This window comes from Agromyces selenitireducens (assembly GCF_052748465.2).
In genome coordinates this window covers 2,369,957-2,383,461 of record NZ_CM188259.1, presented here as the reverse complement: position 1 = coordinate 2,383,461, position 13,505 = coordinate 2,369,957, and the positions used below count along the sequence as shown (strand labels likewise).

Here is a 13,505-nt window from a genome sequence, read left to right as displayed (position 1 = left end):
CGTGGGAGCCATGGAGCCCCCTGCACGCGAGACGGTGCCCTCGATCGGCGAACTCGGGGAATCGGCCGTGCTCGCGCGGATCCTGCCGCGCCTCACAGCCGGCGATGCCGCGCTCCTCGGCGCGGGCGACGACGCGGCCGTGGTCGCCGCCCCCGACGGCCGCGTCGTGGTGACGACCGACCTGATGGTCCACGGCCCGGACTTCCGGCTGGCGTGGTCGACGCCGTTCGACCTCGGCTGGAAGGCCGCGGCGACGAACCTCACCGACGTCGCCGCGATGGGTGCACGGCCGACCGGTCTCGTGGTCGCGATCGCCGCCCCGCCGACGCTCGGCGTCGACGTGCTCGAGGGCATCGCCGACGGCCTGCGCGAGGGCCTCGCCGCGCTCGCGCCCGGCGCGGGCGTGGTCGGCGGCGACCTGTCGGCCTCGCCCGTGCTCATGATCTCCGTGACGGCGTTCGGCGACCTCGAGGGCCGAGCTCCGGTGCTGCGATCGGGCGCCCGGCCGGGCGATGCGATCGCGCACGCGGGAGCGCGCGGCGATGCGGCGCGCGGCCTCGCGCTGCTCTTCGCCCGTGCGCGCGACGAGCGCGGCGAGCCGGATGCCGCGGCCGCGGTCGCGCTCCGCCGCGAGCATCCGCGGCTCGTCGCCGCGCAGCTCGCCCCGGCCCCGCCGGTCGGCGCCGGCGTGGTCGCCGCGCTCGCGGGCGCCACCGCGATGCTCGACGTCAGCGACGGGCTCGCGCGAGACGCTCGCCGCATCGCGGAGGCGAGCGGCGTCGGCATCGACTTCCGAGCCTCCGCGCTCGGCACCGACCCGCTGACCGCGCTCGCGGGCGCCGAGGACCACGGGCTGCTCGCGGCGTTCCCGGCGGACGTGGCCCCGCCGCATCCGTTCGAGGTCGTCGGGGTCGCGAACGGCGACGCCGGCGTGCTCACGCTCGACGGCGAACCCGTCGACACGAGCGGCTGGGACCCCTACGCGGGCTGGGACGGCGCGACGGGCTGATCCGCCTCGCCCACGTCGGCCGCCGACGCCCACCACAGCGTGGTCTCGCCGTAGTCGCGCCGGCGCTCCGGCGCGATGCCCGGCGGCCAGGCGGGTTCGGGCGACCGGGAGCTGCGCTCGACGACGACCGTCGCGCCGGGGGAGAGGCGGGGTGCGAGCAGTTCGAGGTCGCGAGCGAGCTCGCGTTCGCCGAGCTCGTACGGCGGATCGATGAACACCAGGTCGACGTAGCCCGGGGCCGACTCGAGGTAGGTCGGGACGCTCCGTGCCTCGACGCGGATGCGGGGTGCGGCGCCGCGCGCAGCACGTGTGATCGCCGCCGCGTTGCGCCGGCACACATCGGCCGCCGGCTTCGCCCGCTCGACGAGCACGACCTCGCCCGCGCCGCGGCTCGCCGCCTCGAGGCCGAGCGCGCCCGAGCCGGCGTACAGGTCGAGCACGACCGCGCCGTCGACGGCGTCGCGCGCCTCGAGCGCGGAGAAGATCGCCTCGCGCACGCGGTCGCTCGTCGGCCGCGTACCGGACCGGGGCACGGTGAGGGTGAGCGAGCCGGCGAACCCGGCGATGATGCGCGTCATGTCTCGGGAGCATAACGGCCGCCTCCGGCGCGCTGCCATGATGGAGGAGTGGAAGACACGACCGACGCCCTGCACGCCGATCCGTCCCGCCACCGGGATGACGAACAGCAGACCATCGACCGACTCTGGGACTTCGCCGACCCGGCGGTGAGCGAGGAACGCTTCCGCACCGTCGCCGCCGACGAGTCGGCCTCGCCCCACGAGCGCGCGGTGATGACCACGCAGGTCGCCCGCGCCATCGGCATCCAGCGTCGCGACGACGACGCGCTCGAACTCCTCGACGGGCTCGAGTCCGCCGAGCGTCCCGACGAGACGCCCGAGGAGGCGGCCGAGCTGCGCGCCCGCATCGCCCTCGAACGGGGCCGCATCGCCGCGACTGCAGAGCGGTTCGACGAGGCCGTGCCGCTGTTCACGAAGGCCGTCCGCGAGGCCGCGGTCGCCGGCTCCACCTTCCTCGTGCTCGACGCGTTGCACATGCTCGCGCTGAACGACGCGGGACACGAGGAGGAGTGGGCGACCGAGGGCTTCGACGTGCTCGACGGCGTGCGCGACCCGCGCCTGAAGCGGTGGGGCGTCGCACTGCACAACAACCTGGGCTGGACCAAGCACGACGCCGGCGACGCGGTCGCCGCGCTGCACCACTTCGAGAAGGCGGTCGAGGCCGCCGACCGGTACGGCACGGCCGGCCAGCAGCACGTCGCCAGGTGGTCGGTCGGGCGCGCGCTGCGCACGCTCGGCCGCACCGACGAGGCGCTCGAGCTGCAGCGCGAACTCGCACTCGCGCGCCCCGACGACACCTACGTGCAGTCCGAGATCGAGGCGCTCACGGCCGACGTGACGGAGGCGGAGCCTACGATCGAGGCATGACGGCCGATCGCGCGGTCGCGGGCACCGCGACCCTCGACACCAAGCTGTCGGGCCTGCTCGGCGGCCGCACGGCGCAGGCGCTGCAGCGGGCATGGGGCCACGTCACGGTCGGCGACCTGCTCGCGCACTACCCGCGCCGGTACGCGCAGCGCGGCGAGCTCACCGCGCTGGCCGAGCTGCCGCTCGAGGAGAACGTCACCATCGTCGCCGAGGTGCTCGAGGTGCGCGAACGCACGATGCGCTCGCGCCGTGGCTCGATCCTCGAGGCGAAGATCTCCGACGGCACCGGCATCCTGACCCTGACCTTCTTCAACCAGAAGTGGCGAGCCAACGAGCTGAAGCCCGGCATTCGCGGCATGTTCGCCGGCAAGGTCTCCGACTACCGAGGCACCAGGCAGCTCGCGCACCCCGACTACCAGCTGTTCGACGACACGCTGCCGACCGACGGGCCGGATGCCGCGGCCGTGCGCTGGGCGACCGCGCCGATCCCGATCTACCCCGCGACCGGGTCCGTGTCGAGCTGGAACCTGCAGAACGCGATCGAGATCGTGCTCGACGGGCTCGGCCCCGTCGACGATCCCCTGCCCGAGTCCGTGCGCCGCGCACGCGGGCTGCTGGCGCACCGCGAAGCACTCCAGCTCGTGCACCGGCCCGAGCACGAGGCCGACTGGAAGGCCGCGCAGCGCACGCTGCGGTTCACCGAGGCGTTCGTGCTGCAGGCAGTGCTGCTCGAGCGGCGCGCCGCCGCCCGCGCCCACGAGGCCGTGCGACGCACGCCTGCGCCGGGGGGCCTGCTCGAGCGGTTCGAGTCGACGCTCCCGTTCGAGCTCACCGACGACCAGCTCGCCGTCGGCGGCGAGATCCTCTCGGACCTCGCCGAGCCCGTCCCGATGAACCGGCTCGTGCAGGGCGAGGTCGGCTCGGGCAAGACCGTCGTGGCCCTGCGGGCGATGCTCGCGGTCGCGGAGTCCGGCGGGCAGGCGGCGCTGCTCGCGCCCACCGAGGTGCTCGCGGCCCAGCACCTCCGGTCGATCGCCCGCATGCTCGGTCCCGAGCTCTCCGCCGAGGTCATGCCGACGCTCGTCACCGGCCAGATGCCCGCCGCCGACCGCCGGCGGGCGGCGCTGCGCGTCGCAGCCGGCCAGGCACGCATCGTGGTCGGCACGCACGCGCTCCTCGGCGACACCACCTCGTTCGCCGACCTCGGCCTCGTCGTCGTCGACGAGCAGCACCGGTTCGGCGTCGAGCAGCGCGAGGCGCTGCGGCTCAAGGGGCGGCATCCGCACGTGCTCGTGCTCACGGCGACCCCGATCCCGCGCACCGTCGCGATGACCGTGTTCGGCGACCTCGACGTCTCCACCATCCGCCAGCTCCCGGCGGGTCGGGCGGGCATCGAGACCCACGTCGTGCCGCTCGCCGAGCGCCCCGGCTGGCGTGCTCGGGTCTGGGAGCGGCTCGCGGAGGAGCTCGAGCAGGGCCGCCAGGCGTTCGTGGTGTGCCCCGCGATCGAACCGAAGGTCGCGGAGGACGACGGCGAGCCCGTCGAGGCGGAGGGCGAGGGCGACACCGGGCCGGCGGCATCCGTCGCCTCGGTGCTGGCCGAGCTGCGCGAGCACCCGCGCCTCGGCGACGTCCGGATCGCGCCGCTGCACGGCCGCATGGGCGCCGACGAGAAGGACGACACGATGCGGGCGTTCGCCGCCGGCGACCTCGATGTGCTCGTCGCCACCACCGTCATCGAGGTCGGCGTCGACGTGCCCAACGCGAGCACCATGGTCGTCGTCGACGCCGACCGGTTCGGCGTCTCGCAGTTGCACCAGCTCCGCGGCCGGGTGGGACGCGGCGCCGTGCCCGGCCTGTGCCTGCTCGTGACCCGCACCGAGGCGGCGACCCTCGCGCGGGAGCGACTCGAGGCCGTCGCCGGCACGCTCGACGGCTTCGAGCTCGCACGCGTCGACCTCGAGCTGCGCCAGGAGGGCGACGTGCTCGGAGCCACGCAGTCCGGCCGGCGGACCTCGCTGAAGCTGCTGCGGGTCACCCGCCACGGCGAGGTCATCGCCGACGCGCGCGAGGCCGCCGCCGAGGTGCTGCGCGACGACCCGAAGCTGGCCGCGCACCCTGCGCTCGCGGCCGCCGTGCGGCGCCGGCTCGACGACGAGGCGAGCGAGTACCTGAGCAGGGGCTGAGACTCCGGCCGAGCCGTCCACGAGCCCCGATCCCGCACTACGCTGGCACGTATGCAGCGGATCGCCGTCGTTCCCGGATCGTTCGACCCCGTCACCAAGGGGCATCTCGACGTGATCGGGCGCGCGGCAGGGCTGTACGACCAACTGCACGTCGTGGTGGTCCACAACCCCGGCAAGTCCGCGCTGCTGCCCATCGCGCAGCGGGTCGCGCTCATCGAGCAGTCGATCGAGGAGGCCGGCATCGTCGGCGATATCGTGGTCGCCTCGTGGAGCGTGGGCCTGCTCGTCGACTACTGCACCGATGTGGGCGCCACGGTACTCGTGAAGGGCATCCGCTCGCAGGTCGACGTCGCGTACGAGACGCCCATGGCGATCGTGAACCGCCACCTCGCCGGCGTCGAGACCGTGTTCCTCCTGCCCGACCCGGCGAACGCCCACGTGTCGAGTTCCCTGGTACGGCAGGTGTCCGCCCTCGGCGGCGACGTGAGCCCGTACGTGCCCGCGCCCGTCGCCCAGTACCTCCAGGGGGCGATGACCGCATGAGCGAGACGACGGTGCCGGGCATCGGGTCGATGCAGGAACCCGTCATGGGCCTCGACGAGGTGGGCGCAGGCGCCGCGCGCATCGTCCGCAACGTCGAAGCCGTCATCAGCGGCAAGCGCGATGCCGTCACCGCGGCCCTCACGGTGCTGCTCGCCGAGGGGCACCTGCTCATCGAGGACGTGCCGGGCGTCGGCAAGACCATGCTTGCGAAGGCGCTCGCCCGCTCCGTGGACTGCACCGTCAGCCGCATCCAGTTCACCCCCGACCTGCTGCCCAGCGACGTCACCGGGGTGTCGGTCTTCGACCAGGTGTCACGCCGGTTCGAGTTCAAGCGCGGGCCGGTGTTCGCGAACATCGTCATCGGCGACGAGATCAACCGCGCGAGCCCGAAGACCCAGTCGGCGCTGCTCGAGTGCATGGAGGAGCGGCAGGTGACCGCCGACGGCACCACCTACCGGCTCGAGCAGCCGTTCACCGTCGTCGCCACCCAGAACCCGGTCGAGATGGAGGGCACCTACCCGCTGCCCGAGGCGCAGCGGGACCGCTTCATGGCCCGCATCTCGATGGGCTACCCGGCGCCCGGCGACGAGCTCGCGATGCTCGCCCAGCGCGAGACGGCGAGCCCCCTCGACACGCTCGAGCCGGTCGTGTCGATCGACGAGCTGCGCGCGATGATCGCCGCGGTCCACCACGTGTACACCTCGCAGGCGGTCAAGGAGTACGCCGTCGAGCTCGCCCGCGCCACGCGCGACGACCGGCAGCTGCGGCTCGGCGCGAGCCCGCGTGCGACGCTGCAGCTGATCCGGGCCGCGAAGGCGCACGCGGCCATGCACGGGCGCGACTTCGTCCTGCCCGACGACGTCGATGCGCTCGCCGTGCCGGTGCTCGCGCATCGCCTCGTGCCGACGAGTCGTGCGGTCGGCGGCCACGATCGCGACGGCGGACCCCTGATCGACGCGATCGTGCGACGCGTCGTCGCCGACACGCCCGTCCCCGTCGGCAGCGCCCGGAGGGAGTGAACGGATGTCGCGGTCCCGCGCCGCACGCGTCCCGGCGCGTCCCCGACTCACGGGGCGCGGCGTGGCCCTGGTCGCGGCCGGCGGGGCGCTGTTCCTCGTCGGGGCCTGGTTCGACCTGCGCGACATCATGCTGCTCGCCGCCGTCGGGCTCGCGATGCCCGTCGCGGCGCTCGGGTTCCTCGCGGTTCGCCCGCCGCGACTCGCGGTGACCCGCGTCTTCGAGCCGCACGTGGTCCGTGCCGGCGAATCCGCGGCCGTCCGCCTGCGCGTGCAGAACCGCGACCGCCGCGCGTTCGACGGGGCGCACTGGCGGGATCTCGCGCATCCCGCCCTGCATCCGCCGCCGGAGTCGGTGCTGCCCGCCGTGGGCCGGCACGAGACGGCGATGCCGTCGGGCGACGACACCGTGCACGTCGAGTACCGGCTGCGTACCCCGCGCCGCGGCGTGTTCGACGTGGGACCGCTGCGCATCTCGGTGACCGACCCCTTCGGCCTCGCGCGGATCGACCGCGCAGCCGGCATCCCGCGCGAGCTCGTCGTGACGCCGCGGGTCACCCCGCTCGAACCGGCGGCGGGCGTCGTCGCGAGCGTCGACGGGGCCGTGCACGCGCTGCAGCGCCGCACCCACCCGAACAGCGACGAGCTCATCGCCCGCGAGTACCGCTACGGCGACCCGCTGCGCCGGGTGCACTGGGCGGCGACCGCCCGACGCGGCGAGCTGATGGTCCGCGAGGAGGAGCAGCGGGGCGACCCCGAGGTGCGGATCCTGCTCGACACGGCGCTGGGCGGGCGCACGCACCACCCGTCGGCGTCGGCGCGCGACGCCGCCTCGACGCTCGATCCGGCGTTCGAGCTCGGCGTCGAGGTCGCCGCGTCCGTCGGGGTGCACCTGCTCGGCAACGGCTTCCGGGTGCGACTGGAACCCGTCGACGATCCCGACGCCACCGCACCGCCGATCTCGGCCGAGACGACGGGCTACCGGTCGGCGGGGGGCGACATCGCGCTCCTCGAGGACCTCGCCCGACTCGAACCGCCGCGGCGCGACGCCGCGCGCGCGACGGCACGGCAGCGCGCGGACGGCGACGACCTCACCCCTCGTACCGTGCGTCGCGAGTCCCGCATGCCGGGTATCGCCGTCATCGTCGCCCCGTCGCATGCCGCGGTCGACACGCTCGTGGCGCTTCGGCCCGTGCTCGAGCCCGCCATCGCCCTCGCGGCCGAGGGCGTCGGCGCCGACACCGTCGAACGGCTCGAGCACGCCGACTGGCGGGTCGTGCAGCTCCGCCGTGCCGCCGACCTCCCGGCGGCCTGGGAGGACGCGTGGCGGACGGCTCGCGAGTCGGCTCGGACCGGTGGTCCCCATGCGCCCTGAGCGGATGCCGCTGACCACGCCGCAGAGCCTGGCGCTCTCGGGCGCGACGCTCCTGCTGCTCCTCGTGGCGATCACCGCGCTCGGGCCGCTGGTCACCGGTTCGGCATGGTGGTGGGCGGCCGCCTTCACCGCCGCGGCGGTGCTCGGCGCGGGCGCGGCACTGCGCGCCGTGCGCACGCCGCCGTCGCTCGTCCCGCCGCTCGAGCTGGTGGCGCTCGTCCTCGCGTTGACGCTGCTCTTCGGCGGAGCCACGACCTTCGCCCTCGTGATCCCCACGCTCGACACCTTCGACGAGTTCATGGGACTCGCCGAAGGCGCCGTCCGCACGATCGAACAGCAGTCGGTCCCCGCGATCCCCGTTCCCGCCCTCGTGTTCGCGCTCACGGTCGGGGTGGGCGTGGTCGCGGTGCTCCTCGACGTCATGGTGCAGACACTGCGGCTGCCCGCGCTCGCCGCCGTCCCGGTCCTCGTGCCCGTGCTCGTGCCCGGCCTGTTCGTCGAGTCGGGTGCGGACGGCGTCATCCTCGTGCTGACGGCCGGCGCCTACCTGCTGCTGCTGCGCGTCGACGTGCGCGTGCGGCGCAGCGCGGAGGTGGCGCAGGAGGGCGAACGACCCGGATCCGCCCTCGTGTCGGCGCCGCGGCGTCGCCCGATCGTCTCGACGGCGGGAACCTCGTTCGGCCTGGCCGCGATCGGCCTGATCGCGGCATCCGTCGTCACGGCGGCGACGCCGAGCGTGTCGACCAGCTTCCTGCTCGGCGCGGGAGGGCCGGGGACGATGTTCGCCCGCGGGGTCAGCCCCTACGTCGAGCTCGGGCGCGACCTGCGGCGACCCGACCCCGTCCCGGCGTTCAGCTACGTCTCGCCCGACGGCGACCGCCCGTACTTCACCCTCCTCAGCGTGGAGCGGCTCGAGGGCGACCTCTGGACGGCCGACGAGGGACCGGTCGACGGCGACCACACGCTCGACACGCTCCCACGGCCGGACGGGCTCGCCGACGACGTGCTCGCCGAGCCGCGGAGCCTCACCGTGCAGATCGGGCAGGTGCGGACCGCGTGGCTGCCGCTGCCGTACCCGACCGCGCAGGTCGACGGCCTGCGCGGTTCCTGGTTCTGGGACGAGGGCGCGCTCACGGTGCGCAGCGTCGACACCACCACGCTCGGGCAGCGCTACGACGTCACGCGGCTCGCGGTGCAGCCCACGGCCGACCAGCTTCGGGGCGCCGGCCAGCCGGATCCCGACTCGGTCCCGGACGCCACGCGCGAGCTGCCCGACGACCTCCCGGCGGTCATCGGCGAGACGGCCGCGTCGGTCACCGAGGGGGCGCGCACCCGCTACGACGCGGCGGTGGCGATCCAGGCGTTCCTGCGCAGCTCCGAGTTCTCCTATTCCGAGGAGGCCCCCGTCGACTCGGGCTACGACGGCGGCGGCTTCGACGTGATCGCCGAGTTCCTCGAGCGCCGCGCCGGTTACTGCGTCCACTTCTCCTCGACGATGGCGGTCATGGCCCGCGAGGTGGGCATCCCGTCGCGCATCGCGGTCGGCTACACGGCCGGCACGCCGAGCAGCCAGCGCGTCGACGGGATGGTGCGCGTCGATGTCGACTCCCACGACCTGCACGCCTGGCCCGAGCTCTACTTCGAAGGTGTCGGCTGGGTCCCGTTCGAGCCGACGCCCGGGCGCGGCACGGTGCCGGCGTACTCGCGTCCCGGGGCGGGCGTGGACGCGCCGGGCGTGGTCCCGACCGCGCCGACGGCCACGCCGCCGGCGACCGGCCGGCCCGACGGCGACCCGGACCGCCAGCTGGCCGGCCAGGCCGGGGGCTCGGGCGCGGTCGGACCCGCCTGGCTGGGAGGTGCCGGGCTCGCGGTGCTCGCCCTCCTGCTCGTGCTGCTTCCCGCGACCGCGCGCGCGACGATGCGCGCGGTGCGCCGGCGCGGCATCCGCTCGGGGCCGTCTCCGGCGGATGCCGCGTGGCGCGAGCTCACCGCGACGGCGCTCGACCTCGGGGCCGACGTCGACGATCGCCGCACGGCCCGTGCCCTCGCCGACGAGCTGCTCACCCGGCCGGCGTTCGCCGCCGAGGACGATACCGCGGCCGCGGCGCTCCGGCGGCTTCGCGACGCCGTCGAACGCGAGCGGTACGGCCGCGTGCTGCGAGCCGCCGGAACGCCGGCCTATCACGACGTCGCGCAGGCGGCACGCCGGGACGCGCTCGCCGCGGACCTCCGGGCCGCGTCCGCCGCGCTCGCCGCGGACGCCCCCGCTGCGCGCCGTGCCGAGGCGCTGCTGCTGCCGAGGTCGCTCCGCGCCGCCGGCCGGGCGGTGATCGGCCGGACGACGCCGCGCGGCGCGTAGAATCGTCGATCGTGGCCGTCCACCAGTCTCCGTTCAGCGTCAGCGTGCGCGATCTCGTCAACCGTCCCGGCGAGATGCGCGAGCAGCATCTCGACCTCCCCGCACCAGGGCAGTACGGCGAGGGACTCGTCGCCGTGCGCGAGGCCTCCGAGGTCTCCGTCGACCTGCGGCTGGAGTCGGTGCACGAGGGGATCCTCGTCACCGCAGAGGTCGATGCGACCGCCGAGGGCGAGTGCGGGCGCTGCCTCACCGACATCGCTCTGCCCGTCGAAGTCGAGTTCCAGGAGCTTTTCGCGTATCATTCCGGAGAAGCTTTCGAGTATGAGGTTCAAGACGACCACGTGGATCTTGAACCGCTCATCCGAGATGCGGTGGTGCTGGCACTGCCGTTCCAGCCGGTGTGCCGGCCGGACTGCCCGGGTCTCGACCCCGAGACCGGGTTGCGTCTGGCCGATCATCCGGAACTCGTCACCCCCGAGCAGACCGACCCGCGTTGGGCTGCGCTCGCGGGGTTCACGGCTTCCGAAGACGAGGGCACGGATGCCGCCGCATCCGGTGCCGACCAGAAGAGAGATTGAGAGAGAGTCATGGCTGTTCCCAAGCGGAAGAAGTCACGCGCCAACACCCACGCGCGCCGTTCGCAGTGGAAGGCCGAGGTGCCCACGCTCGTCAAGACCGTCGAGAACGGCAAGGTCACCTACAGCCTCCCGCACCGCGCCCGCGTGGTCGAGGACTCGGCGGGCACCCCGCTCTTCCTCGAGTACAAGGGCCGCAAGGTCGCCGACGTCTAGTCGGCACGAGACTCCCGAACGACCGGTCGTGAGGCGCGTCGAGCAGACGGACACCGGGGCCCCTGAGCTGGCCGAGTTGCAGCGGATGCTGCAGGTCGAGCTCGATCCCGATCTCCTCCTCCTCGCGCTCACGCACCGGTCGTTCGCGTACGAGAACGGCGGCATCCCGACCAACGAGCGCCTGGAGTTCCTCGGCGACTCGATCCTCGGGCAGGCCGTCACGGTCCGGCTCTTCACCGACCATCCCGAGCTCGACGAGGGCGAACTGGCCAAGCGACGTGCGAGCCTCGTCTCGAGCGCCGCGCTGGCAGAGGTGGCGCGCACGGTCGGCCTCGGGCCGTTCATCCGACTCGGCCGCGGCGAGACGATGACCGGCGGCGCCGACAAGCCCTCGATCCTCGCCGACACCGTCGAGGCGATCATCGGCGCGGTGTACCTCGACCGCGGCGGCGAGGTCGCGACCGAGTTCGTCCTGCGCCTGATCGGGCCGCTGATGGCCGACACCGATCGCTTCGGTGCGGCCATGGATCCCAAGACCAGCCTGCAGGAGATCGCGGCGCGCCGGGGCGCGACCGCGCCGGTCTACGTCGTCGCCGAGAGCGGCCCCGACCACAACAAGCACTTCGTCGCGACGGTGACCGTCGGCGACCTGGTCAGCGCCTCCGGCGAGGGGTCGAGCAAGAAGCAGGCCGAGATGGCCGCGGCCCTCGAGGCGTGGACCACGCTGAACGACCGCTGACGTGCCCGAGCTTCCCGAGGTCGAGGTGGTGCGCGCGGGGCTCGCGCCGGCCGTCACCGGCGCCCGCATCGCGGGCGTCGAAGTGCTCGACGCACGTTCGCTGAGGCGGCACGAGGCGGTATCCGGCGACTTCGAGGCCCTGCTCGCGGGCGAGCGGATCGACGCCGCGGTGCGTCGGGGCAAGTTCCTGTGGATGCCGCTCGCGGGCGGTGCCGCGCTCGTGGGCCACCTGGGCATGAGCGGCCAGCTGCTGCTGCGCACGCCGGATCACCCGGGCGACGACCGGCACGCGCGCATCCGCCTGCACCTCGAGCATCCCGAGCACGGCGAGCTGCGCGTCGACTTCGTCGACCAGCGCATCTTCGGCTCGATGGCCGTCGACCGGATGGTGCCCACCGCCGACGGAGAGGTCGCCGGGTTCTCGGCGGGGGTGACCGGGCCGTGGGCGCGCTCGATCCCGTCGCAGGTGGCGCACATCGCACGGGATCCGCTCGATCCGGCGTTCGACGACGACGCGTTCGCCGCCGCCCTCTCGCGTCGCGCGTCCGGCGTGAAGCGGGTCCTGCTCGACCAGGGGCTCGTGTCGGGCATCGGCAACATCTACGCCGACGAGGCGCTGTGGGCGGTGCGCATGCACGGGGAGCAGCCCGCGTCGAGCATGTCGCGGCGGCGCATCCGCGACCTCCTGCAGGCGGTGCGCGACGTGCTGCAGAAGGCGCTCGCCGAGGGCGGTACGAGCTTCGACGCGCAGTACGTCAACGTGAACGGCGCGTCCGGCTACTTCGCCCACTCGCTGAACGCCTACGGGCGAGCGGGGCGGCCGTGTCAGCGGTGCGGCACGCCCATCGTGCGCGAGTCGTTCATGAACCGCTCGTCGCACCGGTGTCCGCGATGCCAGCGACTGCGGATGCCGCGGCCGGTGCCGTCCGCCTGACCCCGAGAACGAGCACCTCGGCCAGATCAGGACTCCGGCCGCTGCCAGCTCGCGGCGAGTCCGCGCAACTCGAACCCGAGCGCGAAGTTGATCGCGAGCATGTGCTCGTTCTCGTCGGCGTTCCACGTGTACACGTCGGTTCGCTCGGGCGCGCTCTCGGCGAGGCGCACGAGGTTGGCCAGCTTCACGAGCATGCCGAGGCCGTGGCCGCGGTGGGCGCCGACCACGAGCGTGTCGGCCTGGTACGCGATCGGCCGCCCGGCGGGCAGCTCGAGCTCGGTGTAGCCGGCGACCGCGCCGTCGCCGGTGACCGCCGCGGCCACGAGCAGCACCGTGCCGCTGGCGTCGCGCTCGCCCTCGTAGGCGCGCACGCGGCCCGAGTCCCAGGGCTCCTCGTCGATCGTCAGGCCTCCCGCGGGCGCGTCGAGTGCCATGCGCGCGCGAGCGGCGGCGTAGGCGTCGACGAGGCGTTCGGGCGTCGCGCCGGTCCAGGTCTCCAGCCGGTATCCGGCGACGGATGCCGCGTCGGCGCGCTGCGCGAGGTCGGCTCGGAGCGCGTCGCCCCGCCCGGCGACCGGCAGTCCGCTGACGCGTTCGATCTGCTGCAGCTCGTAGCCGTGCCGGGCGGCGAACCGTGCCGTCGGGAGGGCGGCCGCGAGCCCGGCGTCGCCGTCGGGCGCACGCATGACCTCGCCGCCGACGCGCAGCTCCGCGCCCGCATGATCGGACCAGCCCACCAGCCGCGGACGACCTGCGCCGGCCGCGGTGCGCTCCGCCGCCGCGAGCAGCGCGCTCCCGACGCCGCGCCTCCGGTGCCCGGGCAGAACGGCGAGCGTCATCTCGGCCATGCGCGCCTCCGGCTGCTGCTCCCACGCGAGCTCGGCCGCTCCGACGAGCCGCGCACCGTCCCACGCGCCGATCGCAGCCCGGCCGCGATAGCGGTCGTCGCGATAGCGCACGTGAAGCTCCGCCGCGTCGTAGGAGAAGTGGTCGTGGCCCCAGACCTCCCGGTCGACGGCGCGCTGCAGGTCGACGAGGTCGTCGAGCTCGCTGCGGGTGCCGTCGAGGCGCGCGGGGATCCGGAGCGGCCGGATGTCGATGGTCACGT

General features: G+C 74.3%; 13 protein-coding genes. 11 read left to right on the top strand and 2 right to left on the bottom strand.

The genetic code is table 11. The annotated features are described in order from the left end of the window. Positions 1-10: 10 nt before the first annotated feature. Positions 11-1,009 carry a thiamine-phosphate kinase gene (gene thiL, locus ACULK4_RS11085; protein ID WP_445964477.1) on the top strand — a complete coding sequence of 333 codons (999 nt, stop codon included), beginning with the start codon at positions 11-13 and terminating at the stop codon, positions 1,007-1,009. On the opposite strand, the gene ACULK4_RS11080 is transcribed toward thiL, so the two are convergent. Then, entirely contained in the window at positions 979-1,587 is a 609-nt protein-coding gene (locus tag ACULK4_RS11080) for an RsmD family RNA methyltransferase (RefSeq protein ID WP_445964476.1), read from the bottom strand. The two genes, thiL and ACULK4_RS11080, sit on opposite strands and share 31 nt — an antisense overlap. 48 nt (positions 1,588-1,635) lie before the next feature. Here ACULK4_RS11080 and ACULK4_RS11075 point away from each other — a divergent pair, with 48 nt between their 5' ends. The 10 genes from ACULK4_RS11075 to mutM all read left to right on the top strand — a co-directional run bounded on the left by ACULK4_RS11075 (position 1,636) and on the right by mutM (position 12,397). Beyond that, entirely contained in the window at positions 1,636-2,454 is an 819-nt protein-coding gene (locus ACULK4_RS11075; protein WP_445964475.1) for a hypothetical protein, read from the top strand. After that, on the top strand, positions 2,451-4,640 hold the full coding sequence (locus ACULK4_RS11070) for an ATP-dependent DNA helicase RecG (RefSeq protein WP_445964474.1): 2,190 nt from the start codon (positions 2,451-2,453) through the stop codon (positions 4,638-4,640). The genes ACULK4_RS11075 and ACULK4_RS11070 overlap by 4 nt, the downstream gene beginning before the upstream one ends. Before the next feature lie 51 nt (positions 4,641-4,691). After that, the gene (gene coaD / locus ACULK4_RS11065; RefSeq protein WP_445964473.1) at positions 4,692-5,183 is read left to right on the top strand and encodes a pantetheine-phosphate adenylyltransferase; all 492 of its coding nucleotides are present in this window, start codon (positions 4,692-4,694) and stop codon (positions 5,181-5,183) included. Beyond that, complete coding sequence (locus ACULK4_RS11060; RefSeq protein ID WP_445964472.1) at positions 5,180-6,202, top strand: AAA family ATPase; 1,023 nt, start codon at positions 5,180-5,182, stop codon at positions 6,200-6,202. Before coaD ends, ACULK4_RS11060 begins: the two co-directional genes overlap by 4 nt. A gap of 4 nt (positions 6,203-6,206) precedes the next feature. Further along, positions 6,207-7,574 (top strand): DUF58 domain-containing protein, encoded by a 1,368-nt coding sequence (locus ACULK4_RS11055; RefSeq protein WP_445964471.1) that lies wholly within the window; start codon positions 6,207-6,209, stop codon positions 7,572-7,574. A gap of 4 nt (positions 7,575-7,578) precedes the next feature. Next, the gene (locus ACULK4_RS11050) at positions 7,579-9,933 is read left to right on the top strand and encodes a transglutaminase TgpA family protein (RefSeq protein WP_445964470.1); all 2,355 of its coding nucleotides are present in this window, start codon (positions 7,579-7,581) and stop codon (positions 9,931-9,933) included. 11 nt (positions 9,934-9,944) lie between these two features. Continuing rightward, on the top strand, positions 9,945-10,511 hold the full coding sequence (locus tag ACULK4_RS11045) for a YceD family protein (RefSeq protein WP_445964469.1): 567 nt from the start codon (positions 9,945-9,947) through the stop codon (positions 10,509-10,511). 9 nt (positions 10,512-10,520) lie between these two features. After that, positions 10,521-10,724, top strand: a complete 204-nt coding sequence (gene rpmF / locus ACULK4_RS11040) for a 50S ribosomal protein L32 (RefSeq protein WP_067950558.1) — start codon at positions 10,521-10,523, stop codon at positions 10,722-10,724. A gap of 85 nt (positions 10,725-10,809) precedes the next feature. Beyond that, positions 10,810-11,463 (top strand): ribonuclease III, encoded by a 654-nt coding sequence (gene rnc, locus ACULK4_RS11035; RefSeq protein ID WP_445964715.1) that lies wholly within the window; start codon positions 10,810-10,812, stop codon positions 11,461-11,463. A 1-nt stretch (position 11,464) separates the two neighbouring features. Then, the gene (mutM, locus tag ACULK4_RS11030; protein ID WP_445964468.1) at positions 11,465-12,397 is read left to right on the top strand and encodes a bifunctional DNA-formamidopyrimidine glycosylase/DNA-(apurinic or apyrimidinic site) lyase; all 933 of its coding nucleotides are present in this window, start codon (positions 11,465-11,467) and stop codon (positions 12,395-12,397) included. Between the two features lie 26 nt (positions 12,398-12,423). Here mutM and ACULK4_RS11025 read toward each other — a convergent pair whose 3' ends face one another. Continuing rightward, positions 12,424-13,503: a GNAT family N-acetyltransferase gene (locus ACULK4_RS11025; RefSeq protein ID WP_445964467.1), complete on the bottom strand. Its 1,080-nt coding sequence runs from the start codon at positions 13,501-13,503 to the stop codon at positions 12,424-12,426. Positions 13,504-13,505 lie beyond the last annotated feature (2 nt).